Genomic DNA, 25,404 nt, shown 5'->3' with positions numbered 1-25,404 from the left:
TAAGACAGTTGCTCCCACAGGGATTCGGGATTGAGAAAAAACGCGATCAGACCAGCGCTTTATCCAGCGCCTTCTCGATCTCGGCTTTGATCATGCCGCTCATGGCCGACATCATGATGCCCAGTTCAACGTCAACGCGAATCGAATCGTCAGCCACATGCACCGCGCCCTTCACGCCCGAGCGCTTGAGGTTGAGAGTGTCGCCCGACCACTGCGGCTCCAGGCCATATTGATCGGAGAGTTTCTGCGCCAGCTTGTCGGCCTTCTCGCGGGCGGCTTCCTTGCCCAGGCTGTGGGCACGCTCAACACTGATTTTGGCCATTGAATGACTCCTGCTTGATGAATGGGTGTCGGTAGATCTTGACCGCGTCTGCGGCAAATCGTCCCGAAGGTTGCCCATCTTACCTTTAGCCATTCCAAGACAAAGCATGGCTTGGGGATTAGAATGTCGCGCATTCTCTTTTGGTGACAGCGATATGACTGATCAGCGCAAAGGCAGCGATGCCGAACCCACCACTCACTTCGGCTTCAAAAACGTTCCGGAAAGCCAGAAAGCGGAAAAAGTCGCTGAGGTTTTCCACTCGGTAGCCGCGAAATACGACCTGATGAACGACCTTCTGTCGGGCGGCATGCACCGTCTGTGGAAGCGTTTCGCGATCGAATTGTCCGGTGTGCGTGCCGGCAACCGCGTGCTCGATATCGCCGGCGGCACTGGCGATCTGACCAAAAAGTTCTCGCACCTGGTCGGCCCGACCGGTCAGGTGGTATTGGCCGACATCAACGAATCGATGCTCAAGGTCGGTCGTGACCGCCTGCTGGATCTGGGTGTGTCGGGCAACGTCGAATTCGTTCAGGCCGATGCGGAAAAGCTGCCATTCCCGGATAACCACTTCGACTGCGTGACCATCGCCTTCGGCCTGCGCAACGTAACGCATAAAGAAGACGCCCTACGTTCGATGCTGCGCGTGCTCAAGCCCGGCGGCCGCCTGCTGGTGCTGGAATTCTCCAAGCCGACCAACGCACTGATGTCCAAGGCGTACGACGCCTACTCGTTCGCCTTCATGCCACTGATGGGCAAGCTGATCACCAACGACTCGGAAAGCTATCGCTACCTGGCCGAATCGATCCGCATGCACCCGAATCAGGAAACCCTGAAGTCGATGATGGTCGACGCCGGTTTCGACCGCGTGACCTATCACAACATGACCGCAGGTATCGTCGCCCTGCACCGCGGCATCAAGCCCTGATGTTGCTCACCGGGCTGCTCGCCAGCGTCGAACTCGGCCTCAATCGGGTGCTGCGCCTCGACAGCACGGCGCTGCCGCGGCTGGCGCATCTGACCGGCAAAGTGATTGCCGTGGATTGCCGCAGCCCGGCGCTGCAACTGTTCATCCTGCCCAGCGATGAGGGCCTGATGCTCGCCTCGCACTGGGAAACCGGCGTCGACTGCACCCTGCGTGCGCCGGCGTCGAGCCTGGTGAAACTGGCCCTGAGCAAAGACAAGACCGCGGTGCTGCACGCCCCGGAAGTCGAGCTCGACGGTGACAGCGGCGTGCTGCTGGAACTGGCCGGGGTGTTGCAGGACCTCGAGCTGGACTGGGAGTACGAACTCTCGCGCTGGCTCGGCCCGGTCGCCACGCAATTGGTCGGTGGCCATCTGCGCAGCCGCGCGCGCTGGTATCAACAAGGATTTGCCAGCCTCAACCAGAACCTCGCCGAATACCTCGCCGAAGAATCGCGCACCCTCGTCGGCCAGCGCGAAGCCGAAGCGCGGTTCAGCGAACTGGACCGGATCAAACTTGATCTGGAACGTCTCGAGGCGCGTTTCGAGCGCCTTTCCCGATCCCTCGACCCAAGCGATAACGCATGAAGCTGCTTGCCGTCCGCCGTCTGTTGCGCATCCAGCGCGTTGTGATCCGCTACCGCCTCGATGACCTGCTGTTCGAGCTGCCGTTGCCCTGGTTTCTCCTGGCGCTGCGCTACGTGCTGCCGTGGCGCTGGTTCCCGCGCAAACCGCTGGAGCTGAACCGTGGCGCGCGCCTGCGACTGGCGCTGCAGGATCTGGGGCCGATCTTCATCAAGTTCGGGCAGATTCTCTCGACCCGCCGCGACCTGCTGCCGGAAGACATCGCCGATGAGCTGATGCTGCTGCAGGACCGCGTGCCGCCGTTCGATTCGCAGCTGTCGATCAAGCTGATCGAAGAACAGCTGGGCAAGAAAATCAGCGACGTGTTCAGCCGCTTTGACGTCGAACCGCTGGCCTCGGCCTCGGTGGCGCAGGTGCACGCTGCGCAACTGAAGACCGGCGAAGAAGTGGTGGTCAAGGTGATCCGCCCGGGCCTGAAACCGGTGATCGCCCAGGATCTGGCATGGCTGTTCATCCTCGCCCGCGCCGCCGAAAAGATCTCCGCCGACGCCCGCCTGCTGCACCCGGTGGACGTGGTGCAGGACTACGAAAAAACCATCTACGACGAACTCGACCTGTTGCGTGAGGCGGCGAATGCCAGCCAGCTCAAGCGCAACTTCGAAGGCTCGCCGCTGCTTTACGTGCCGCAAGTCTATTGGGACTGGTGCCGGCCGAAAGTGCTGGTGATGGAGCGCATCTACGGGATTCAGGTAACGGATCTGGCGACCCTCGCCGACCAGCGCACCGACATGAAAATGCTCGCTGAGCGCGGCGTGGAGATCTTCTTCACCCAGGTGTTCCGCGACAGTTTCTTCCACGCCGACATGCACCCGGGCAACATCTTCGTCAGCACCGTCAACCCGTGGAGCCCGCAGTACATCGCGATCGACTGCGGCATCGTCGGCAGCCTGACCCCGGAAGACCAGGACTACCTGGCGCGCAACCTGTTCGCCTTCTTCAAGCGCGACTACCGCCGCGTCGCGCAATTGCACATCGATTCGGGCTGGGTGCCGGCGGAAACCAAACTCAACGAATTCGAAGCGGCGATCCGTACCGTGTGCGAGCCGATCTTCGAAAAACCGTTAAAAGATATTTCATTTGGCCAGGTGCTGATGCGCCTGTTCCAGACCGCGCGACGCTTCAACATGGAAGTGCAGCCGCAACTGGTGCTGCTGCAAAAGACCTTGCTGAACATCGAGGGCCTCGGCCGTCAGTTGTACCCGGATCTGGATCTGTGGAACACCGCACAACCGTTCCTCGAACGCTGGATGCGCGAGCGCGTCAGCCCGAAAGCCTTGATCGGCAACGTGCAGAGCCAGTTCGAACAGCTGCCGCACCTGGCCAACATGGCCCGTGATCTGCTCGAACGCATGTCTCAACCGCACGCCTACGATCCGCCGCCACCGTGGCACAAACGCAAGGACGACTGGTTCCTGCGCCTGCTCGGCAGTGCGCATCTGGCGGGCGGTACCATCCTCGCCGCCGGCGGCCCGCTGCACGAACTGGGGCATTGGCCGGCGGGCATCATGGTGGCCGTCGGCTTGTATCTGGTCGTTCGCCGATAGCCAGTTCGCTGATCGGCTGGCACACTGTTTCAACGCCTGAACCCGACAATTGAAGTGCGGGTTCGCTGTCGGAGTCGAAGATGAAAAACTGGCTGGATGAGATCAAGTGGGACGCCGATGGCCTGGTGCCGGCGATTGCCCAGGATCACAAGACCGGACGCGTGCTGATGATGGCCTGGATGAACCGCGAAGCGCTGGAACTGACCGCCGCGGAAAACCGTGCAATCTACTGGTCACGTTCCCGTGGCAAGCTGTGGCGCAAGGGCGAAGAGTCCGGCCACGTACAGACCCTGCATGAAATGCGCCTGGACTGTGATGCCGACGTGATCATCCTGATGGTCGAACAGATCGGCGACATCGCTTGCCATACCGGCCGTCAAAGCTGCTTTTACCGCGTCTTCGAAAACGGCGACTGGAAAACGGTCGACCCGGTTCTGAAAGACCCGCACGCTATCTATTCCGCAGGACACAAACATGAGTGACACCCTGACCCGCCTCGCTCAGGTGCTTGAAGAGCGCAAGGGCGCCGCTGCCGACAGCTCATATGTAGCTAGTCTGTATCACAAGGGCCTGAACAAGATTCTGGAGAAAGTCGGCGAAGAGTCGGTCGAAACCATTATTGCCGCCAAGGACGCCGCCATCAGCGGTGACTGCAGCGATGTGATCTACGAGACTGCCGACCTGTGGTTCCACAGCATGGTCATGCTCGCCCAACTGGGGCAGCATCCGCAGGCCGTGCTGGATGAACTGGATCGTCGCTTCGGTCTGTCCGGACACGTCGAGAAAGCCTCGCGTCCGTCCGCCTGAACAATTTTTAGAGAGGAACAGCAACATGGGCATTTTTGACTGGAAACACTGGATCGTCATTCTGGTAGTCGTGGTGCTGGTGTTCGGCACCAAGAAACTGAAAAACCTCGGCACCGACGTCGGCGAGTCGATCAAGGGCTTCCGTAAAGCCATGAACGATGACGAAAAACCGGCCGCCGATCCGACCGTAACGCCTGCGCAGCCGGTACCACCGGTGCAGCCGCAAGCCACTGCTCAGGCCAACCCGCCGCACACCATCGACGTGCAGGCGCAGAAAGTCGAAGAGCCGATCCGCAAAGACGTGTGAGACTGACAAATGTTTGGTATCAGCTTCTCTGAACTGCTGCTCGTCGGCCTCGTTGCCCTGCTGGTGCTGGGCCCCGAGCGTCTGCCGGGCGCTGCGCGCACCGCCGGCCTGTGGGTCGGGCGGCTGAAGCGCAGCTTCAACGCGATCAAACAGGAAGTTGAACGTGAAATCGGTGCCGACGAGATCCGTCGGCAACTGCACAACGAGCACATTCTGTCGCTGGAGCAGGAGGCGCGGAAGATTTTCACGCCGGTTCAGCAGGAGCCGACGCCGGTCGAGCATGTGGGTGAGCAGACGATTCATGCGCCAGCCGCGCCAGCTGTAACAGCTCCGACACCTGCACCTGCCGCCGCCGTAGCGCCGCCAACCCCCGTGCAGGCTGCTACAGAAACCTCGGTTGAACACGTATCTCCAACCGCCGCGCCGATCACACCTGCGCCTCACGACACCACTTTGCCGCCGCGAGCCCCATGAGCGATCTCCCCGAAAACGACCAGCACATGCCGCTGGTATCGCACCTCACCGAGTTGCGCACCCGTCTGCTGCGTTGTGTGGCGGCGGTGTTCATCATCTTCGCCGGGTTGTTCGCCTTCACCCAGCAGATCTACACCTTCGTCTCGACGCCGCTGCGCCAGTACCTGCCGGCCGGTGCGACGATGATCGCCACGGATGTGTCGTCACCGTTCCTCACGCCGCTGAAGCTGACGATGATGGTCTCGCTGTTCCTCGCGATTCCGGTGATCCTGCACCAGATCTGGGGTTTCATCGCGCCGGGCCTGTACAAGCATGAGAAGCGCGTCGCCGTGCCGCTGCTGGTGTCGAGCATCCTGCTGTTCTACACCGGCATGGCGTTCGCCTATTACTTCGTGTTCCCGCTGATCTTCAAGTTCTTCGCCGCGGCCACCCCGGCCGGCGTGGAAATGATGACCGACATCACCAGCTACCTCGACTTCGTGATGACGCTGTTCTTCGCCTTTGGCGTCGCGTTCGAAATCCCGGTGGCCGTGGTGCTGCTGGTGTGGATCGGCGTGGTCGACGTCAAATACCTGAAGAAGATCCGTCCGTACGTGATCATCGGCTGCTTCGTGGTCGGCATGATCCTCACGCCGCCGGACATCTTCTCGCAGACCCTGCTGGCCGTGCCGATGTGGATGCTGTTTGAAATCGGCATTCTGTTTGGCAACCTGGTCAGCAAACGCGAACGCCCGGACGAAACGCCGGCTGACGATCACAACGACCAGCCGCCAGCGACCCAGGCATGAACCTGCTGTTGCTCGAAGAGGCCGACTTCATCGCGGCCGACCGCGTCGTGCTGCGTGACCGGCGTCTGACGCATATGCAGGAGGTCCACCGATCCGAAGTCGGCGACAGCCTGCGTGTCGGGCGCATCAATGGGCTGATGGGTTCGGCTGAACTGTTGCGCCTTGAGGCTGGCGAAGCCGAGTTGCGCGTCAGCCTCGATCAACCGCCACCGGCCAAGCTGCCGCTGACGCTGGTACTGGCCCTGCCGCGGCCGAAGATGTTGCGTCGGGTGTTCCAGACCGTGGCGACCATGGGCGTGTCGAAGGTGATTCTGGTCAACAGCTACCGCGTCGAGAAGAGTTTCTGGCAGACGCCGTTTCTGGAGCCGGAAGCGATTCGCGAGAATTTGATCCTCGGCCTCGAACAGGCCCGCGATACCGTGCTGCCGGACATCATCATCGAAAAACGCTTCAAGCCGTTCGTCGAAGATCGACTGCCTGCGATAACCGAAGGCACCCTCGGCCTGGTCGGCCATCCCGGCAATTTTCCGCCGTGCCCGCGCGCGTTGAGCGAACCGGTAACGCTGGCGATCGGCCCCGAAGGTGGCTGGATTCCTTACGAGATCGACTTGCTTGCCAAGTCTGGCCTGCAACCGGTGCAACTGGGCGAGCGCATCCTGCGCGTCGAAACCGCCGTCACCGCCCTCCTCGCCCGCCTGTTCTGACACACCTCTCCCTGTAGGAGCTGCCGCAGGCTGCGATCTTTTGATCTTGTTTTTTAACGGCAAGATCAAAAGATCGCAGCCTCGTTGCACTCGTCAGCTCCTACAGAAACCGGGTTGGCATTCAATTCGGGTTACAGATTGCCATCACCCCGCCGATACAGTGCCCATAAGTCCAATTAGTGGTCCGAGGGGAGTCGTCGCATGTACCGTTGGTTAGCCGAGAATCTTGGAAACGTCAGCGTCAAACGCAAGCTGGGTATCGGTTTCGGCCTGGTGCTGTTGCTCACCCTGTTGATCACCTTTACCGGCTGGACCGGCATGAGCGGCATTATCAGCCGTGGCGACAAGCTCGGCTTCATCTCCAGCCTCAATGAACTGACCAAGGACCTGCGCCTGGCGCGTCTGGACTATGAAGCGCGTCGTGGCGAACAAGGCCCGGGCGCGGTCAACGAGTTGCTGGCCAAACTCGCCAGCGGCTTGCAAACCGCGCGCGGCCTGATCGAGCAGCCCTCAGATGCGGCCAAGGTCGATCAGCAACTGGCCGCTGTCGCCGAGTACAAACGCGCCTTCGCCGATATGACACAGGCCACCGTGCAGCGTGAGGACGCGCGCAGCAAGCTTGGCGCCAGTGCCGACAATGCCGTGGCCAAAGTCTCGGAAGTCGAGAAATCCATGCTGCAGGGTGACAGCGTCGCGCAATTCAACAGCGTGATCGAACTGAGCAAACTGTTGCAGCAAGCGCGCTATCAGGTGCGCGGCTACACCTACAGCGGCAAGGCCGAGGCGGAGCAGCCAGCGCTGGACGCCATCGACAATGCACTGAAAAACCTCGACAGCCTGCCGGCGAAACTGCCCGAACAGCACATCGCCAACCTGCAACAGGCCACCGACTCGATCAAGGCTTATCGCGCGGCGGTCGCTCAGTTCCGCGACTCGCAGGTGAACAATGCCAAGGCCGGGGCAACCATGACGGCTCAGGGCGACATCCTCCTCGACGTCAGCAAAAAGCTCACCGAATCACAAACCGTAGTGCGCGATACCGATGCCGCGCACGCCAAGAACATGCTGATCATCGCCACCCTGCTGGCCGTGGCCTTCGGTTTGCTGGCTGCGTGGGCGATCACCCGGCAGATCATCATTCCACTGAACCAGACCCTGAAAGTCGCCGAACGTGTGGCTGCCGGTGACTTGACCCACAACCTGGTGTCGCAGCGTCGCGACGAACTCGGCCAGTTGCAACGTTCGATGCAGAGCATGACCCAAGGCCTGCGCGAGTTGATCGGTGGCATCAGCGACGGCGTCACGCAGATCGCCAGTGCCGCCGAAGAATTGTCTGCCGTCACCGAGCAGACCAGCGCCGGGGTCAACAATCAGAAAGTCGAGACCGACCAGGTCGCCACCGCCATGAACGAAATGGCTGCCACCGTGCAGGAAGTCGCGCGCAACGCCGAGGAAGCTTCGGAAGCGGCCGTCGCTGCTGACCAGCAGGCCCGCGAAGGCGACAAGGTGGTGGGTGAAGCCATCGCGCAGATTGAGCGCCTCGCGGCCGAGGTTGGCCACTCCACCGAGGCTATGGGCGAACTCAAGCGCGAGAGCGACAAGATCGGCAGCGTGCTCGACGTGATCAAGTCGGTGGCCCAGCAAACCAACCTGCTGGCGCTCAACGCCGCCATCGAGGCGGCGCGTGCCGGTGAAGCCGGGCGTGGCTTTGCGGTGGTCGCCGATGAAGTGCGCAGCCTCGCCCAGCGCACGCAGAAGTCCACGGAAGAGATCGAAGAGCTGATCGTCGGCCTGCAGACCGGCACCCAGCAAGTGGCGACAATCATGGACAACAGCCGCAGCCTGACCGACAGCAGCGTCGAACTGACCCGCCGCGCCGGTGGCTCGCTGGAAAGCATCACCCGTACCGTCTCGGCGATTCAGGCGATGAACCAACAGATTGCCGCAGCGGCCGAGCAGCAGAGCGCCGTGGCTGAAGAGATCAACCGCAGTGTGCTGAATGTGCGGGATGTGTCGGATCAGACCTCGGCGGCGAGTGAAGAGACGGCGGCTTCCAGCGTTGAGCTGGCGCGCCTGGGGACGCATCTGCAGATGCTGGTGGGGCGGTTCAAGGTTTGAGGTGATCCATCGACCTCGGTTCACTGTGGACCGAGGTGATGCTATCGCTGGCAAGCCAGCTCCCACAGGTTTCCAGTCGTTCACAAAGTTCGTGTTCAACCCATTTACTGTGGGAGCCGGCTTGCCAGCGATGGCGTCCGGGAGAACGCCGCCGTTACAAGACCTGACGCAGGAAAGCCTGAGCGCGCGGATCCTTCGGCGCATCGAAGAACTCCGCCGGGGACGCATCTTCCAGCAATTTGCCGTGATCGAAGAACAGCACCCGATCCGCCACTTCCCGGGCGAAGCCCATTTCGTGCGTGACGCAGACCATGGTCATGCCTTCCACGGCCAGGTTCTTCATCACATCCAGCACTTCACCGACCATTTCCGGGTCGAGGGCCGACGTCGGCTCGTCGAACAGCATCACTTTCGGGTCCATCGCCAGCGCCCGGGCAATCGCTACGCGCTGCTGCTGACCGCCGGACAGACGTGACGGGTATTCGCGGGCTTTTTGCGCGATACCGACCTTCTCCAGCAACGCCAAGGCCTTGGCCTCACTTTCCTTCTGCCCGCGCTTGCGCACGACCTTCTGCGCCAGGCAGAGGTTTTCCAGCACGGTCATGTGCGGGAACAGGTTGAAATGCTGGAAGACCATGCCGACTTCGCGGCGGTAGGCGTTGACGTCGGTTTTCGGGTCGGCCAGTTGCAGGCCGTCGATGCTCACCGAACCCGAGTCGAACGCTTCCAGGCCATTGAGGCAGCGCAGGAAGGTCGATTTGCCCGAACCCGACGGGCCGATCACCACCAGCACTTCGCCCTTGGCCACCGTGGTGGTGACGTTATCCACCGCCCGCACTACCTGACCACGGGTGTCGAAGACTTTTACCAGATCGCGGACTTCAATCACTTTGCGCGAGCCTCCGCTCAAGCCGGCTGGCGATTTTCGACAGCGGCAGGTTGATCAACAGATACAGGCCGGCAACGCAGAACAGGATTTCGAACGGCGAGAACGAGGTGGTGATAACTTCACGGCCGCTTTTCAGCAGCTCGGTAATCGCGATCACCGACACCAGCGAGGTGTCCTTGACCAGACTGATGAACTGTCCGGCCAACGGTGGCAGCACGCGTTTGAACGCTTGCGGCAGCACCACATGGCGCATCGACTGGCCGGCGCTCAGACCCAGCGAACGCGCCGCTTCGTTCTGCCCGCGGGCAATCGACTGCACCCCGGAGCGGATGATCTCGGCCACGTAGGCACCGGTGAACAGCGACAACGCGGCGATCCCGGCGAACTCCCGGGACAGGTTCATCACCGTGCCGATGAAGAAGTAGAAAATGAAGATCTGCACCAGCAGCGGCGTGCCACGTACCAGTTCGACGTAGATGCTCGACAGGTCGCGCAGGGTCGGGTTGCTCGACAGGCGGCACAGCCCGGTGACCAGACCGATCAGCAGACCGAGTACACCCGACACCACCGACAGCCACAGCGTGGTCCAAAGGCCCCACAGCAGCGGCCCTGCCGCCCAATGCCGGGTCACGCCCACAACGTCGCCTTCCGCCACATCGTCGCCCTGAGCGAATTGCAGGCTGTTCTCGTCGACGGTCAGGTGCTGTTCATCCCCGGCGTCGTTGCGCAAAGTGACTTGCGCACTGCCGCCCTTGCGCACCAGTTCGGTGACGGTGGAGATGTCGCTGGCGCGCTGGGACTCTTCGGCCTGATAGGCGAAGTACTGCGGCACGCGGTTCCAGCGCCATTCGTAGGACATCAGCGACGTGGCGTAATACAACGCGCCCGCCAGGCCGACCAGCACCAGCACGGTCAGGACGTGCCAGGGCCATTGGGCTTTTTTCTGTTTCATTGCAGGTTCCGGAATTTGTGTTGCCTGGGCGGCACTCTTCGCGAGCAAGCTCGCTCCCACAAGTTCAGTGGCGGACACAAAATTTGTGTTCACCTAAAACACTGTGGGAGCGAGCTTGCTCGCGAATGGGGCGACTCGATCCAACTGATCAAGCGTTATTCCATGTCCTTGAGCCACTCGGTGCTCTTGAACCACTTGTCATGGATGCGATCGTAAGTGCCGTCTTCGTGGATCTGGTGCAGGAAGTTATTGATGAAGTTGAGGCTGTCGTAATCACCCTTCTTCAGACCGAAGGCCAGCGGCTCGTAGGTGAACGGCTTGTCGAGGAACACCAGTTTGCCGGCGCCGACCTTGTTCACCGCGACCACGTTGTACGGTGCGTCGTAGATGAACGCGTCGGCCTTGCCGTTGACCACGTCGAGCACGGCTTCCTGCTCGTTGTCGTAGCCGTGGTACTTGGCTTTGGCGATCAGCTTCTTGGCGACCATCTCACCGGTGGTGCCGAGCTTGGAGGTGATGCGGTAGTCGGCGGTGTTCAGGTCTTTATAGGACTTGATGGTGCCTTCCAGCTCCTTGCGGATCAGCAGGGTCTGGCCGACCACAATGAACGGTTCGCTGAAGTTCAGGCGCAGGTTGCGTTCCTGAGTCAGGGTCATGCCGCTGCCGATCATGTCGAACTTGTCGGTCATCAGCGCCGGAATGATCCCGTCGTAACCGGTAGACACCAGCTCAAGCTTGACGCCCATGGCCTTGGACATGGCTTTGAGGATGTCGACTTCGAAGCCGATGATCTCGCCGCGCTTGTTGGTCATTTCGAACGGCATGTAGGTCGGATCCATACCGACTTTCAACGTGCCGCGCTTGACCGCGTCATCGATTGCACCGGCGTGCGCCGCATTGACTGCAACCAGTGCCGTGACGCCGACCAGCAGCATCGACAGATACTTCTTCATCTTCAAGTCCCCAAAACCATTGCATGTGCGGCGCGAAAAACAGCCGTGATGAGCAAAAATGCCCGGGTGCGCCAATTCGGGGACGGATGCTAACGCACTCGTCCGTTTGCACAAGGTTTTTTGCGGCGATTTGTTGTTGCGGGGAGGTTTTTAAAAGCAAAAGATCGCAGCCTTCGGCAGCTCCTACAGGTGTGCACAAAACCCTGTAGGAGCTGCCGAAGGCTGCGATCTTTTAAAAAAAAGCCCCGCATTGGCGGGGCTTTTTCTTAGGCCGGTTGAGCCTGCATGCTCAGCGGTCGCAACGGCAGCAGCGGCGCATGCGGATCGGCTTTCACCGAAGCACGCCAGGCATCCAGCCATTCCTTGTGATCTTCGGACCAGACCAGCTCGTGCAGACGCGCCAGCGCCACCGGATCGCTAAGCAGTTGCAGGCAATCATGGTTGTTCAGCCCGGCCGGACCGACCTTGATCGCGTGACGCACACGTTCCTGACGCAGCCACTCGATCGGCTCGGCCTGACCGTGACGGGCCGTCGCCAGCGAACACGCCAAGGCGTTCTGCTGTGGATCGACCACCGCACGAATAAAGCCGTCGTTCAGTGCGTGCCAACGGTTTTCGTGGGTGTACTGATCGGTCGCCAGCAGCGCCTGCGGCGGATTGTATTCCTCAGGGATGAGGAACAGGCTCTCGTCTCGGGACTTGAGGCCCAGACCGACACGGCTGGAAATCACCGACACCGGAATCGACAGCATCAGCGAACCGACGATCGGCACCAGCCACCACAGGAAGCTCGGGTTCAGCCAGATCACCAGCAGCGCCCAGCAGAAACCCAGCAAGGTCTGCGGACCGTGGCGCTTGACCGCCTCGCTCCATGGCGTGGAGTCGTCGTCACGCTGCGGCGAGTTCCAGGTCGCGGCCCAGCCGAGGAACGCGGCCAGGACGAAACGGGTGTGGAAAATCATCCGCACCGGTGCCAGCAGCATGGAGAACAACATCTCCAGCAGCATCGACAGGGTCACCTTGAACTTGCCACCGAACTCTTTCGCGCCCTTGGCCCAGATCAGGATGATGCTCAGCAGTTTCGGCAGGAACAGCAGCACGATGGTGGTTGAGAACAGCGCGATCGCCTTGTCCGGATGCCATTGCGGCCACAGCGGATAAAGCTGACGCGGTTCCAGGAAGTACTGCGGCTCCATCAGCGTATTCACCGCCAGCAGCGCGGTCGACAGCACCAGGAAGAAGAACCACAACGGCGCCGACAGGTACGACATCACGCCAGTCAGGAACACCGCACGGTGCACCGGGTGCATGCCCTTGACCAGGAACAGGCGGAAGTTCATCAGGTTGCCGTGGCACCAGCGACGGTCACGCTTGAGTTCGTCGAGCAGGTTCGGCGGCAGTTCTTCGTAGCTGCCCGGCAGATCGTAGGCAATCCACACGCCCCAACCGGCACGACGCATCAGCGCGGCTTCAACGAAGTCGTGAGACAGGATCGCCCCGGAGAACGCACCTTTGCCCGGCAACGGCGCCAGGGCGCAGTGGTCGATGAACGGCTTCATGCGGATGATCGCGTTGTGACCCCAGTAGTGGGATTCACCCAACTGCCAGAAGTGCAGACCGGCGGTAAACAGCGGACCGTACACGCGGGTGGCGAACTGCTGCATGCGCGCATACAGCGTGTCCATGCCCGACGCCCGTGGCGCGGTCTGGATGATCCCGGCGTCCGGCGTGGCTTCCATCAGGCGTACCAGACTGGTCAGGCACTCGCCGCTCATCACCGAGTCGGCGTCGAGCACGACCATGTACTTGTAGTCACCGCCCCAACGACGGCAGAAGTCGTCGAGGTTGCCGCTCTTGCGTTTCACACGACGGCGACGGCGGCGATAGAAGATCTTGCCGAAGCCTTTGGCTTCGCGGCAGACGTCCAGCCACGCCTGTTGCTCGGCGACGCAGATGTCGGTGTCGTTACTGTCGCTGAGGACGAAGAAGTCGAAGCGATCCAGATCACCGGTGGCCGCGACCGATTCGAAGGTGGCGCGCAGACCGGCGAATACCCGGGGCACGTCTTCGTTGCAGATCGGCATCACCAGCGCAGTACGGGCGTCCTTCGGAATCGGCTCGTTGCCAGCGCTTTTGCCGGAGATACGGTATTTGTCGTGACCGGTGAGCAACTCGAGGAAGCCCATCAGCGCCGTCCAGAAGCCGGCCGAGACCCAGCAGAACAGAATCCCGAACAGAATCAGGATGCTGGTTTGCAGCGCATACGGCAGCACTTGCGTGGCGGTTTGCAGCAGCGGCTGGTGCAGAACCTCTTCAAGATCGACGAACGACCAGCCCTGGTACGGCATGATGCCTTTCATGTACCAGCCGGCGACGATGGTCTGGCCGAGCATCAGCAGCAACAGAATGTAGCGACGGATCGAACCGACGGTGCGCCAGCGCGCGGCCGGCAACACATTCGCATCTTTTGGCGGCTGCGGCGGGTTGGTGCGACCAGTCAGACGGCGCCAGCCACGCACCAGAATATTGGTGCGCCAGGGTTCCGGCACGACTTTGGTCCGGTGGATGGGCGGCGTCGCCTTCATGGCGACCCGGCCGCTGGCGTCGAGCACCAGCATTTCCGCCTCTTCCAGTTCCTCGGCGGTGCTCAGGGTCAGGCGCTTGCCCACCGAAGCCTGGGCGGCTTCGGCAGGGGCGTCGAACGTTGGCGACGACAGGCGCTGGTGCAGTTCGCTGAAAGACTGGCAGCCCGCGAGTTCCGCGCGCTGCTCGTCGGTCATCGGCAGATGCGCCAGATACTCGGACAGAGTCTCTGGCTGTACTTGAGAGTTACTCATCGGCAGGCAACTGATAGCTCCAGGTCTCGGTCAGGACTTCTTCAGTCGGTGCCGATTCCGGTGTGGCTGGGGCCGCGTTCGCAGCCGCTGGCTGCTTGGCGTCTTTGTTGGCCTTGTCCTTGGCATCTGCGGCGGGCTTGGCGTCGGCCTGTTTGGCTTCAGCGGCCTTGGCTTCCTTGTCTTCCTTCTCTTGTTGCTTGGCGGCGATCTTGTCAGCCTTGGCCACCGACGAATTCGACGCCGGTACCGAAGATTTGGCCAGATCAGCGGTGACCACTGGCTGGACCAGGGCAGCACGCATCTCGGTGGACTTGCTCGCGTCCTTGATCTTCATCCGCAGGGTCAGGCGCCAGCCCTTGGTTTCCGGGTTGTAGCGCACGCTGTTCTCGACCAGCTCGGCGTTATCGCCAACGCTGACCTGACTGCGTACGTCGGCATCCGGCGCCAGGGCTGCCAGCGATGGACCTTCGAAGTCGACCAGGTAGGCGACGCTGCCGTCCGGCTGACGGATCAGGTTCGACTGCTTGACGTCACCGGTCGAACGCAGGGTCTGCTTGACCCAGGCGCTGTCGGGGGCGTGAATCGCCGCTTCGTCCATGGTCCAGTGCAGGCGGTAGGCGAAGTCCAGCGGCTTGCCTGGCTCCGGCATGGTTTCCGGGCTCCAGAACGCAACGATGTTGTCGTTGGTTTCGTCGGCGGTCGGAATCTCTACCAGATCAACGGTGCCCTTGCCCCACTCGCCCTTCGGCTCGATCCAGGCGCTTGGACGCTTGTCATAGCGGTCGTCGAGGTCTTCGTAGTGGCTGAAATCACGGCCACGCTGCAGCAGACCGAAACCACGCGGGTTCTCGACGCTGAAGTTGCTCACGGCCAGGTGTTTCGGGTTGTTCAGCGGACGCCAGATCCACTCGCCGTTGCCGGCATGGATCGACAGACCACTGGAATCGTGCAGTTCACGACGGTAGTTGAGGACTTTCGACGGCTGGTTGGCGCCGAACAGGAACATGCTGGTCAACGGCGCGATGCCCAGTTTGCCGACCTTGTCACGCAGGAACATCTGCGCCTTGACGTCGACAATGGTGTCGCTGCCCGGACGCAGGATCAGCCGATAGGCACCGGTGGCGCGCGGCGAATCGAGCAGGGCGAAGATCACCAGGTGCTTGTCGCCCGGCTTCGGCTGCTGAATCCAGAACTCGCGGAAACGCGGAAACTCTTCGCCCGACGGCAGCGCGGTGTCGATCGCCAGACCACGGGCCGACAGACCGTAGGTGTGACCCTTGCCGACGACGCGGAAGTAGCTCGCGCCAAGCATGGTCATGATTTCGTCTTGCTTGTCGGCCTTGTTGATCGGGTACAGCACACGGAAACCGGCGTAGCCCAGTTGCTCGGTGGCCTTCGGATCGAACTTGAGGTCGCCGAAATCGAAGCGGGTCGGATCGTATTTGATCTCTTCGACGGTGTTCGCCGTGATTTCGTTGATTTTCACCGGCGTATCGAAGTGCATGCCCTGGTGATAGAAGGACAGCTTGAACGGAGTCTTCTGATCGGCCCACTCAGCCTTTTCGGTGAGGAAGCGGATTTTCTGATAGTCCGCGAATTTCATGTCGCGGAATTCGTTCGGCAGGTTGCTGCGCGGGGCTTCGAACTTCTGCCCGGCGAGCTCTTTAGCCTTGGCTGATACATCGTCAAGATTGAACGCCCAAAGCTGGCCGGCGCTGAGCAGGCACAGGAGCGCCGAACCCGCTACCAGGGCACTTCGCATGCGTTTGGCAGACATTTTTGCTGCATTACAGGGACTAACAATCACGAGCAACCCTCGCCGAAAACAGATCAAAAAACCAACGGCCAGCTATCTATATGCCAGGTTGGCGAGCATTGTTCCGACTCCGCTGGGGCAAAATGATTCCCCAATCGGATCCAGACAAGTCTCTACCTAAGTCAAAAATGGACCAGCGAACGCTGATCCCCATAGCGCGCGATTATCTAGTAGCCCGCGTGACAACGCATCAGGGGTAACAAAGTATTTATCGCGAAAAACGCCTGTTTTCAGTCGAAAAGCCCTTGAAAAGATGTTTCAAGCGCTTTCATGTCTGTAACAGGAAGGTGACCGGGCCATCGTTGACCAGGTGCACCTGCATATCCGCGCCGAATCTACCTGATGCCACAGTGCCATGCATCTGTTTCGCTTTGCTGAATAGATAGTCGAACAATTCCTCGCCCAATGCCGGAGGGGCTGCGGTCGAGAAACTCGGACGCAACCCGCTCTTGGTGTCGGCAGCCAGGGTGAACTGAGAGACCAGCAGCAACCCGCCGCCCACATCCGCCAGGGACAGATTCATCTTGCCCTCGGCGTCACTGAATACTCGATAGTTAAGCAGCTTATGCAGAAGTTTGTCGGCACTGGCACGGGTATCGTCGGGTTCGACCGCCACCAGCACCAGCAAACCCTGATCCACCGCGCCGACTATTTCTCCCGCGACTTCGACCCGCGCACCGCGCACGCGCTGCAGAAGCCCCTTCATGCTTCTTCTGGCGGCAGGTCGAGCAGGCGGCGGGCCATGTTGCTCGCGGCACGCACCAGCGCGTCGGTAATGCCTGGCTCGGAGGCGGCGTGGCCAGCATCGCGAATCACCTGCAGCTCGCTGTTCGGCCAGGCCTGATGCAATTCCCAGGCGTTGTCCAGCGGGCAGATCACGTCGTAGCGACCGTGAATGATCACCCCCGGCAGATGAGCGATCTTGCCCATGTCGCGGATCAACTGGTTCGGCTCGAGGAACGCATTGTTGGTGAAGTAGTGGCATTCGATCCGCGCGATCGACAGGGCGCGCTGCGGCTCGGAGAAACGGTCGACCACCAGCGGGTTCGGCCGCAGGGTCGCGGTGCGCCCTTCCCACGTCGACCAAGCCTTGGCCGCGTGCATCTGGGCGATCTGATCGTTACCAACCAGGCGCTTGTGGAAAGCGCTGAGCAGATCGTCGCGCTCGTCCAGCGGGATCGGCGCGATGTAGTCCTGCCAGTAATCGGGAAACAGACGGCTGGCACCGGCCTGATAGAACCACTCGATTTCCTGCGGACGGCAGAGAAAGATCCCACGCAGGATCAGACCATGAACACGCTCCGGATGGGTTTGCGCGTAGGCCAGCGCCAGGGTTGAACCCCACGAGCCGCCAAACAGCACCCATTTGTCGATGCCCAAGTGCTTGCGGATACGCTCGAGGTCGGCGACCAGATCCCAGGTGGTGTTGTTTTCCAGGCTGGCGTGGGGGGTGGAGCGTCCGCAGCCGCGCTGGTCGAAGGTGACAATGCGATAGAGATTCGGGTCGAAATAGCGACGGCTCTGCGCATCGCAACCGGCGCCGGGACCACCGTGGATGAACACCACCGGCAAGCCTTCCGGTGAACCGCTTTCGTCGACGTACAGCGTGTGGGTGTCATCGACAGCCAGATCGTGCCGGGCATGGGGTTTGATCTGCGGAAACAATGTCTGCATTGCGTGCTCCGTAAGGGGTCGAGGTCATCCCTGGGGGGACTTCTATTATTCTGCCGTCCGGCATCATAAACCCGATTTACATCAATGAGCATGCCCGCACGCAGTCACAATTTGTCAGCCATGAACCTCAACAGGTTTTCGTAGAGCCGGTCGACCTCGGCGACCTGACCTCGCGCACGCAAACAACCGTGCACCAGCCCTTCGCCGTAATAAAGTGAAGCGTCTGTGCCGGCGCTGGCCAGTCGTTCAGCGTAGCCCACGCCGTCGTCGCGCAGCGGATCGAATTGCGCCACGGCGATCCAGGCAGGCGGCAATCCACTGAAATCGTCAGCGAGCAGCGGCATGGCATAAGCATCCAGCCGAGGGCTGCCGCGCAGGTATAACGCTTGATAGCTGTGCACATCATGGCTGCCGAGCAACGGTGCATCGGCGCATTCGCTGCGTGACGGCAACCGGTCGTCACCGCCAAGGCCGGGATAGATCAGCACTTGAGCCGCCGGCATCGCCTCGCCGGCATCGCGCAACGCCAGGCACAACGCGGCGGCGAGATTGCCACCGGCGCTGTCGCCGGCTACCAGCAGTTTCTGCGGGTCAAACCAGAACGGCCCGCTGCGCAACGCGCGCCAGACACTCAGGCAATCCTCGAACCCCGCCGGGTATGGATGTTCTGGCGCCAGCCGATAATCCACCGCCACCACCATCGCACCCAGCGCCATGGCCAGTTCGAAACAGATGAAGTCGTGAGAGCCGAGCCCACCGACGACCCAACCACCGCCATGCAAGTACAACACGCAAGGCCAGCCGCTGGCCGGTGGCTTGAGCGGCGGCCGGTAGGAACGCACCGGTACGCCGCTCAACTGGAAGTCGACGACCTCCAGCCCTGCGGGCCGTTCAGGGGTGAAGGCCCGACACATGGCGTCATAGGCCTGGCGCAGTCCTGCGAGACTACTGTCATCACTGACGAAACTTTCGGTTCGGGTAACGAAGGCCGCCATGGCCGGCGTCAGCAGATAATGGTTCATCAGTTTTTCAGACTGGCCTGAACCGCGCCCACGCCATCCTTGCCATCAAAACTGCTGACCCCGGCCAGCCAGCGCTGCAGATCCTCGGGGTGTTCACGCAGCCAGTTCTTTGCCACGTCCTGCGGCGTCTTGCGCGCCATGATCGGTACCATCAGCTGGCTTTCCTGGGCGGCAGTGAACGTCAGGTTTTGCAGCAGGCGATGGACGTTCGGGCAGCGTTCGGCGTAATCCGGCGCGGTCACGGTGGACACGGTGGCGGCGCCTTCGTTGGGGCCGTAGACGTCTTCGCTGCCAGTCAGGTAGGTGATCTTCATGTTGATGTTCATCGGGTGCGGGGTCCAGCCGACGAACACCACAAACTCCTTGCGATTCACCGCGCGTTGCACAGCGGCGAGCATGCCTGCCTCACCGGACTCGATGATCTTGAAATCCTTCAGACCGAAGTGGTTGGTCTCGATCATGTTCTTGATGGTGGTGTTGGCCCCACTGCCCGGCTCGATGCCGTAGATCTTGCCGCCCAACTGATCCTTGAACTTCGCGATGTCGGCAAAGGTTTTCAACCCGGCCGCCGCCACGTAATCCGGCACCGCCAGCGTCGCCTGAGCATCTGCCAGACTCGGCTTGTCCAGGACTTTGACCTGGTTGGCAGCGAGGAAGGGCGCAATGTTGTTGTCCATCGCCGGTTTCCAGTAGCCGAGGAAGATGTCCAGACGCTTGTCGCGAATGCCGGCAAAGATGATCTGCTGCACCGCGCTGGTCTGCTTGCTGTCGTAGCCGAGACCATTGAGCAACACATCGGCCATGCCGCTGGTGGCGATCACGTCGGTCCAGTTGACCACGCCCATGCGCACGGTTTTGCAGGAGGCGTCGTCATTGGCCATGACGCCAGCGCTGAACAGCGCGCTGCCAGTGAGGATTAACGCACAACGAGTGAAGAGCTTTTTCATTCGGGGGTTCTCGTGCGGCAGCGGATTATTGTCAGGTCGGTGTCTGGTGCACCGTGGCCGCAACATTACGCAGGCGACGAGAGGGAAAGATGAACGGTGGCGACTGTGTTTTGCACAGCGGCGACCCGGACGGACCACCGCCCCCTCGTGGGAGCGAGCTTGCTCGCGAATGCGGTGAATCAGTCACCTCATAATCGACTGACACGATGCTTTCGCGAGCAAGCTCGCTCTCACAGGGGGTGTGGGTCTGTGTTCAGGATGGGTAGTGGCTCTCGCCCCAGGCGAGCAAACCCTGCAGCAACGCCTTGAGCACCACCCGCGTCGGCTCCGCCAGATCGGCGCGGTAGCGGAACGGTTCGAACTCTTCCATGTAGGTGCTCTGGCACAGCTCCAGTTGCACGGCGTGGATGTGCTCGGCCGGGTTGCCGTAATGGCGGGTAATGTGGCCGCCCTTGAAGCGCCCGTTGAGCACGTGGCTGTAAGGGTCGTGACGGGCGCAGATGGCTTCCAGTTGCGTCGCCAGTTGTGGATCGCAACTGGCGCCGTTGAAGGTGCCGAGGTTGAAATCCGGCAGTTTGCCGTCGAACAGGTGCGGGATGACCGAGCGGATCGAGTGCGCGTCGAACAGCAGCGCATAGCCGAATTCAGCCTTCAGCCGCGCCAGCTCTTGCTGCAAGGTGCGGTGATAGGGCGTCCAGATCTGTTCCAGATAGGTCGCCCGCTCGGCTTTGGAGGGCTCGAGCCCTTCGCGGAACAACGGAATGCCATCGAACAGCGTCGCCGGGTACAGCCCGGTGGTGGCGCCGGCGTACAGCGGTTTGTCGTCGGACGGGCGGTTCAGGTCGATGACAAACCGCGAGTACTCGGCGGCCAACGTGCTGGCGCCCAACGCCTCGGCAAAATCGTAAAGCTGCGGAATGTGCCAGTCTGTGTCCGGCAGGCTTTTCGCGTCCGGGATCAATCCGGCCTCGACCGCCGGGGTCAGACGTACGCCAGCGTGAGGCATGCTGATCAGCAGCGGCACGCGACCTTGTTTGAAGTTCAGAACCTTATCCACAACCGCTCTCCTACAGACTTGATTCAACGCCGTGACGCACGACGCGTTTGTCCAGATCGCCCCCGAGCCAATAGGCCAGGTCCGCCGGGCGGTCGATCTGCCAGGCGACGAAATCCGCGACCTTGCCGACTTCCAGCGAACCGTGGGTGTCAGCCATGCCCAGCGCTTGTGCGGCATGGATGGTCGCACCGGCCAAGGCTTCTTCCGGAGTCATACGGAAGCAGGTGCAAGCCATGTTCAGCATCAGGCGCAACGACAGCGCCGGCGAGGTGCCGGGGTTGAGGTCACTGGCGATGGCGATCTTGACCTTGTGCTTGCGCAGGGCGTCCATCGGTGGCAACCGGGTTTCGCGAAGGAAATAGAACGCGCCCGGCAACAGCACGGCGACGGTGTCGGCTTTGGCCATGGCGATGGCGTCGTCTTCATCCATGAACTCCAGATGATCGGCGGACAACGCCTTATAGCGCGCGGCCAGGCTGGAGCCATGCAGCGACGACAATTGTTCGGCATGCAGCTTTACCGGCAGACCAAGCTTTTGCGCGGTGATGAATACCCGCTCGACCTGCTCCGGCGAGAACGCCAGGTACTCGCAGAACGCATCCACGGCGTCGACCAGACCTTCGGCGGCCAAAGCGGGAAGCATCTCGGCGCAGATGTGCTCGATGTAGTCGTCAGCGCGATCCTGGTACTCCGGCGGCAAGGCGTGGGCGGCCAGACAGGTGCTGCGCACGCTGATCGGCAGTTGCGCGGCGAGCCGGCGAATGACCCGCAGGATCTTGCGTTCGCTGGCCAGATCCAGACCGTAGCCGGACTTCATCTCGACCGTGGTCACGCCGTCGCGCATCAGGCTTTTCAAACGCTTGGCGGCGCTGGCGAACAGCTCGTCTTCGCTCGCTTCACGGGTGGCGCGCACAGTGCTGGCGATACCGCCGCCCTGCGCCGCGATCTCGGCGTAGCTGACGCCTTGCAGGCGTTTCTCGAATTCGCCGCTGCGGTTGCCACCGAACACCGTGTGAGTGTGACAGTCGATCAGGCCGGGGGTGACCCACGCGCCTTGCAGGTCGTTGACCGCCGGGTATTCGCCAGAGGGCAATTGATTGCGCGGGCCGATCCACTCGATGTGCGCACCGGACGTCACGATGGCCGCATCCTCGATGATCGAGTAGACGCCTTGCGCCATGGTTGCGACGTGGCAGTGTTGCCAGAGGGTTTTCATCCCAAGTCCTCGTCTTGTTCAAAATCGTATCGCTGGCAAGCCAACTCCCACAGGTATTTGTGGGAGCTGGCTTGCCAGCGATGAGGGCCTTACAGGCTCGGCAGCAGCCTGGCAGGAACCAGCTCGGTCAGACACCGCGAAGCCAACAGCTCAGTCGCCGCATTGATGTCCGGCGCAAAGAAGCGATCCTTCTCATAGAACGGTACTTCGCGGCGCAGAATCGCTCGCGCCTGTTCCAGCTTGGCCGAGGTCTTCAGACCATTGCGCAGGTCCAGCCCCTGCACCGCCGCCAGCCATTCCACCGCGAGAATCCCGCGGGTGTTTTCGGCCATTTCCCACAGGCGCTTGCCGGCGGCCGGGGCCATCGACACGTGGTCTTCCTGGTTGGCCGAGGTCGGCAGGCTGTCGACCGAATGCGGATGGGCCAGCGCCTTGTTCTCGCTGGCCAGTGCCGCGGCGGTCACCTGAGCGATCATGAAGCCCGAGTTGACGCCGCCATTGGCCACCAGGAACGGCGGCAGTTGCGACATGTGCTTGTCCATCATCAGCGAGATGCGGCGCTCGCTCAGCGAACCGATTTCAGCAATGGCCAGGGCCATGTTGTCGGCGGCCATGGCCACCGGCTCGGCGTGGAAGTTACCGCCGGAAATCACATCACCTTCAGCCGCGAACACCAGCGGGTTGTCTGACACGGCGTTGGCTTCGATGGCCAGCACTTCGGCGGCCTGACGGAACTGGGTCAGGCAAGCGCCCATGACTTGCGGCTGGCAGCGCAGCGAATACGGGTCCTGGACCTTCTCGCAGTTCTGGTGCGAATCGGAGACTTCGCTGCGCTCGCCGAGCAGATCACGGTAAGCGGCAGCGGCATCGATCTGGCCTTTCTGACCGCGAGCGGCGTGAATACGTGCATCGAACGGCGAGCGAGAACCGAGCACCGCTTCCACCGTCAGACCGCCGATTGCCAGCGCACCGGCAAACAGGTCTTCACCTTCAAAAAGACCGCGCAGGGCAAATGCAGTGGACACCTGAGTGCCGTTGAGCAGCGCCAGACCTTCTTTCGCCGCCAGCGTCAGCGGGGTCAGACCGGCGACTTTCAGCGCTTCGGTGGCTTCCATCCACTCGCCTTTGTAACGCGCCTTACCTTCGCCCAGCAGCACCAGCGACATGTGCGCCAGCGGCGCGAGGTCACCGGATGCGCCGACCGAACCTTTGAGCGGAATGTGCGGGTACACCTCGGCGTTGATCAGCGCGATCAGCGCGTCGATCACCACGCGGCGGATGCCGGAGAAACCACGGCTGAGGCTGTTGACCTTGAGCACCATGATCAGCCGCACCAGTTCATCGCTGATCGGCTGACCGACGCCGGCGGCGTGGGACAGCACCAGCGAGCGCTGGAGGTTTTCCAGGTCTTCACTGGCGATGCGGGTCGAGGCCAGCAGGCCGAAACCGGTGTTGATGCCGTAGGCGGTACGGTTCTCGGCGAGGATCTGCTCGACACACGCAACGCTGGCCTCGATCTGCGCGGAGGCGCTGTGGTCGAGGGTCAGCTTGACCGGTTGCTGATAAACGTCACGCAGTTGGGCCAGGCTCAATTGGCCAGGAATCAGGTTCAGCGCAGTCATTTAAATGCTCCTGTTTAGGCATTGTTATTAACTACCAGTCGCTCCGGAGCATTCCGTTATCCGTCGTTTCTCGTCTTGTGGACGATCCACGCCTTGGCACGCTGGTATGGGTATTGTCAGTGCAGATTCGGTAATACGTTGTGCAGCGAATCCGGGTGCTTCAGAACGCTTGCGGCGGCAGCGATGTCCGGCGCCAGCCAGCGATCCTGATCGTAGGCCGGGACGGTTTCACGCAGCAGGCGCCACGCCCGGTCGGTGCCCGCGCCAAAGCGCTGCGCCTTGAGAAATTCAAAGGCCTGCGCCGCCAGCAGGTACTCGATGGCGAGGATCTGCGTGCAGTTTTCCAGGGCGCGGTGCAGCTTCAGCGCAGCGCTGGTGCCCATGCTCAAGTGGTCTTCCTGCAGGCCCGAGGTGACGTAGTTGTCGAGCACCGCCGGTTGCGCCAGTTGGCGGTTCTCGGCACACAGCGAGGCGGCGACGTATTGCACGATCATCATCCCGGAGTTCACCCCCGGATTGGCCACCAGAAACGCCGGCAGACCGCTGACATGCGGGTTGACCAGGCGATCGAGGCGACGCTCGGCAATCGAGCCGATTTCGGCCATGGCAATCGCCAGCAGATCCGCTGCCATCGCCACTGACTGGCCGTGCGGGTTAGCCTGCGACATCACCCGGAAGTTGTCCGGCGTGCCCAGCAGCAACGGGTTATCGGTGCAGCCATTGAGTTCGGCTTCCACCTGCCTGATCGCATGTTCCAGTTGATCGCGCGCTGCGCCGTGCACCTGCGGGATCGAGCGGATGCTCAGCGCATCCTGAGTGCGAATGCCTTTGCTGGTCGCGATCACTTCACTGCCATCGAGTAACGCACGCAGATTGCTCCCGACCTGCTGCATGCCCGGGTGCGGTTTGAGCGCGATGATCTCGGCGTCGAACGCGGCGATCTGGCCGCGCTGGGCTTCGAAGCTCATGGCGCCGATCACGTCGGCCCATTGCACCAGTCGCGTCGCATCGGCAATCGCCAGGCAGCTGAGGCCGGTCATGCACGGCGTGCCGTTGACCAGGCACAAACCGTCCTTTGCGCCGAGCTGCACCGGTTGCAGGCCTTCTTCGGCCAACGCCTGCTGCGCCGAGATGATTTGCCCGCGATAGCTGACATTGCCCACGCCCAGCAGCGCGATGCCGATGTGCGCCATGTGCGTCAGGTAACCCACCGAGCCTTGCGACGGAACCTGCGGGGTGATGCCGCGATTGAGCAGCGCCAGCAGGCCTTCAACCACGCGGCGATGAATACCGGATTTGCCGTGACTGTAGTTGTGAATCGCCGCGCAGATGATCGCGCGGGTCTGCTCATCGGGCAGCACCGGGCCGACACCACAGGCGTGGCTGAGCAAGGTGTTGCGCGAGAGCTGGCTGAGTTGTTCGTCCTTCAGCGAGACATTGGACAAACCACCCAGGCCGGTATTGACGCCATAAGCACGCTCGCCGCTTTCGACGATGCGCTGGACGATGCCCTGAGCGTTTTCGATGCGCGCCCAGGTTTCGCTCGATAACTCCAGTTGCGCGCCGTGACGGGCGACGGCGACCACGTCCTGCCAACGCAGGGGGTTGCCGGTGATGATGATTTTTTCAGCCTGGGACATCTTCAACCTCATCCAAACATTGATGCAGCTTTACCGGCCTCATCGCTGGCAAGCCAGCTCCCACAGAGTTCTCATTGTTCACTCGATCCCTGTGGGAGCTGGCTTGCCAG

24 protein-coding genes and 1 pseudogene are annotated in these 25,404 nt (G+C 61.6%); 11 read left to right on the top strand and 14 right to left on the bottom strand.

The window, feature by feature from the left end:
• Positions 1-46: 46 nt before the first annotated feature.
• Positions 47-322 carry a polyhydroxyalkanoic acid system family protein gene (locus OC71_RS16775; protein WP_003220859.1) on the bottom strand — a complete coding sequence of 92 codons (276 nt, stop codon included), beginning with the start codon at positions 320-322 and terminating at the stop codon, positions 47-49.
• Between the two features lie 154 nt (positions 323-476).
• Between OC71_RS16775 and ubiE the strand changes: the two genes are divergently transcribed.
• From ubiE to OC71_RS28780, 11 genes and pseudogenes are all read left to right on the top strand, one after another.
• Positions 477-1,247 (top strand): bifunctional demethylmenaquinone methyltransferase/2-methoxy-6-polyprenyl-1,4-benzoquinol methylase UbiE, encoded by a 771-nt coding sequence (ubiE, locus tag OC71_RS16770; protein ID WP_007961779.1) that lies wholly within the window; start codon positions 477-479, stop codon positions 1,245-1,247.
• Entirely contained in the window at positions 1,247-1,870 is a 624-nt protein-coding gene (locus OC71_RS16765; protein WP_007952419.1) for an SCP2 domain-containing protein, read from the top strand. The genes ubiE and OC71_RS16765 overlap by 1 nt, the downstream gene beginning before the upstream one ends.
• Positions 1,867-3,471, top strand: coding sequence for a ubiquinone biosynthesis regulatory protein kinase UbiB (gene ubiB, locus OC71_RS16760; RefSeq protein WP_041071521.1), 1,605 nt, complete (start codon positions 1,867-1,869; stop codon positions 3,469-3,471). The genes OC71_RS16765 and ubiB overlap by 4 nt, the downstream gene beginning before the upstream one ends.
• An 80-nt stretch (positions 3,472-3,551) precedes the next feature.
• Positions 3,552-3,953, top strand: coding sequence for a phosphoribosyl-AMP cyclohydrolase (hisI, locus tag OC71_RS16755; protein WP_007909357.1), 402 nt, complete (start codon positions 3,552-3,554; stop codon positions 3,951-3,953).
• Positions 3,946-4,278, top strand: coding sequence for a phosphoribosyl-ATP diphosphatase (locus OC71_RS16750; protein WP_003220849.1), 333 nt, complete (start codon positions 3,946-3,948; stop codon positions 4,276-4,278). The genes hisI and OC71_RS16750 overlap by 8 nt, the downstream gene beginning before the upstream one ends.
• Before the next feature lie 25 nt (positions 4,279-4,303).
• A complete protein-coding gene (locus OC71_RS16745) occupies positions 4,304-4,585 on the top strand; it encodes a twin-arginine translocase TatA/TatE family subunit (RefSeq protein WP_003220847.1) in 282 nt (93 codons plus the stop codon).
• 9 nt (positions 4,586-4,594) lie between these two features.
• Positions 4,595-5,059, top strand: a complete 465-nt coding sequence (gene tatB, locus OC71_RS16740) for a Sec-independent protein translocase protein TatB (protein WP_041071517.1) — start codon at positions 4,595-4,597, stop codon at positions 5,057-5,059.
• A complete protein-coding gene (gene tatC, locus OC71_RS16735) occupies positions 5,056-5,847 on the top strand; it encodes a twin-arginine translocase subunit TatC (protein WP_041071516.1) in 792 nt (263 codons plus the stop codon). The genes tatB and tatC overlap by 4 nt, the downstream gene beginning before the upstream one ends.
• Positions 5,844-6,551, top strand: coding sequence for a 16S rRNA (uracil(1498)-N(3))-methyltransferase (locus OC71_RS16730; protein WP_041071512.1), 708 nt, complete (start codon positions 5,844-5,846; stop codon positions 6,549-6,551). The genes tatC and OC71_RS16730 overlap by 4 nt, the downstream gene beginning before the upstream one ends.
• A gap of 201 nt (positions 6,552-6,752) precedes the next feature.
• Positions 6,753-7,814: pseudogene (locus tag OC71_RS28785) on the top strand (methyl-accepting chemotaxis protein); the annotation flags it as partial.
• Complete coding sequence (locus tag OC71_RS28780; RefSeq protein WP_371260422.1) at positions 7,797-8,669, top strand: methyl-accepting chemotaxis protein; 873 nt, start codon at positions 7,797-7,799, stop codon at positions 8,667-8,669. The pseudogene OC71_RS28785 and the gene OC71_RS28780, both read left to right, overlap by 18 nt.
• A gap of 154 nt (positions 8,670-8,823) precedes the next feature.
• Here the strand turns inward: OC71_RS28780 and OC71_RS16720 are convergent, their stop codons facing one another.
• From OC71_RS16720 to hutH (OC71_RS16660), 13 genes are all read right to left on the bottom strand, one after another.
• Complete coding sequence (locus tag OC71_RS16720; protein WP_041071506.1) at positions 8,824-9,558, bottom strand: amino acid ABC transporter ATP-binding protein; 735 nt, start codon at positions 9,556-9,558, stop codon at positions 8,824-8,826.
• Complete coding sequence (locus OC71_RS16715) at positions 9,551-10,510, bottom strand: amino acid ABC transporter permease (protein ID WP_041071503.1); 960 nt, start codon at positions 10,508-10,510, stop codon at positions 9,551-9,553. The genes OC71_RS16720 and OC71_RS16715 overlap by 8 nt, the downstream gene beginning before the upstream one ends.
• Before the next feature lie 155 nt (positions 10,511-10,665).
• Positions 10,666-11,463 carry a transporter substrate-binding domain-containing protein gene (locus tag OC71_RS16710; protein WP_041071500.1) on the bottom strand — a complete coding sequence of 266 codons (798 nt, stop codon included), beginning with the start codon at positions 11,461-11,463 and terminating at the stop codon, positions 10,666-10,668.
• 266 nt (positions 11,464-11,729) lie between these two features.
• Positions 11,730-14,300 (bottom strand): glucans biosynthesis glucosyltransferase MdoH, encoded by a 2,571-nt coding sequence (gene mdoH, locus OC71_RS16705; protein ID WP_041071497.1) that lies wholly within the window; start codon positions 14,298-14,300, stop codon positions 11,730-11,732.
• Positions 14,293-16,077 carry a glucan biosynthesis protein G gene (locus OC71_RS16700; protein WP_161794907.1) on the bottom strand — a complete coding sequence of 595 codons (1,785 nt, stop codon included), beginning with the start codon at positions 16,075-16,077 and terminating at the stop codon, positions 14,293-14,295. Before OC71_RS16700 ends, mdoH begins: the two co-directional genes overlap by 8 nt.
• Positions 16,078-16,384: 307 nt before the next feature.
• Positions 16,385-16,822, bottom strand: coding sequence for a D-aminoacyl-tRNA deacylase (gene dtd / locus OC71_RS16695; RefSeq protein ID WP_041071491.1), 438 nt, complete (start codon positions 16,820-16,822; stop codon positions 16,385-16,387).
• A complete protein-coding gene (pip, locus tag OC71_RS16690) occupies positions 16,819-17,790 on the bottom strand; it encodes a prolyl aminopeptidase (protein ID WP_003220824.1) in 972 nt (323 codons plus the stop codon). Before pip ends, dtd begins: the two co-directional genes overlap by 4 nt.
• 104 nt (positions 17,791-17,894) lie before the next feature.
• On the bottom strand, positions 17,895-18,812 hold the full coding sequence (locus OC71_RS16685; RefSeq protein ID WP_041071488.1) for an alpha/beta hydrolase: 918 nt from the start codon (positions 18,810-18,812) through the stop codon (positions 17,895-17,897).
• Complete coding sequence (locus OC71_RS16680; protein WP_041071485.1) at positions 18,812-19,759, bottom strand: choline ABC transporter substrate-binding protein; 948 nt, start codon at positions 19,757-19,759, stop codon at positions 18,812-18,814. Before OC71_RS16680 ends, OC71_RS16685 begins: the two co-directional genes overlap by 1 nt.
• A gap of 253 nt (positions 19,760-20,012) precedes the next feature.
• Complete coding sequence (gene hutG, locus OC71_RS16675) at positions 20,013-20,816, bottom strand: N-formylglutamate deformylase (protein WP_041071482.1); 804 nt, start codon at positions 20,814-20,816, stop codon at positions 20,013-20,015.
• A 10-nt stretch (positions 20,817-20,826) separates the two neighbouring features.
• On the bottom strand, positions 20,827-22,032 hold the full coding sequence (gene hutI, locus OC71_RS16670) for an imidazolonepropionase (RefSeq protein ID WP_041071479.1): 1,206 nt from the start codon (positions 22,030-22,032) through the stop codon (positions 20,827-20,829).
• A gap of 89 nt (positions 22,033-22,121) precedes the next feature.
• Positions 22,122-23,654 (bottom strand): histidine ammonia-lyase, encoded by a 1,533-nt coding sequence (gene hutH, locus OC71_RS16665; RefSeq protein ID WP_041071476.1) that lies wholly within the window; start codon positions 23,652-23,654, stop codon positions 22,122-22,124.
• Positions 23,655-23,770: 116 nt separating this feature from the next.
• The gene (gene hutH, locus OC71_RS16660; protein WP_041071473.1) at positions 23,771-25,294 is read right to left on the bottom strand and encodes a histidine ammonia-lyase; all 1,524 of its coding nucleotides are present in this window, start codon (positions 25,292-25,294) and stop codon (positions 23,771-23,773) included.
• Between the last annotated feature and the right edge of the window lie 110 nt (positions 25,295-25,404).

The organism is Pseudomonas sp. W15Feb9B (genome assembly GCF_000828175.1).
Lineage (GTDB): Bacteria > Pseudomonadota > Gammaproteobacteria > Pseudomonadales > Pseudomonadaceae > Aquipseudomonas > Aquipseudomonas parakoreensis.
Note: the sequence above shows the minus strand (reverse complement) of the source record. Positions and strands in the feature narration are given on the sequence as shown.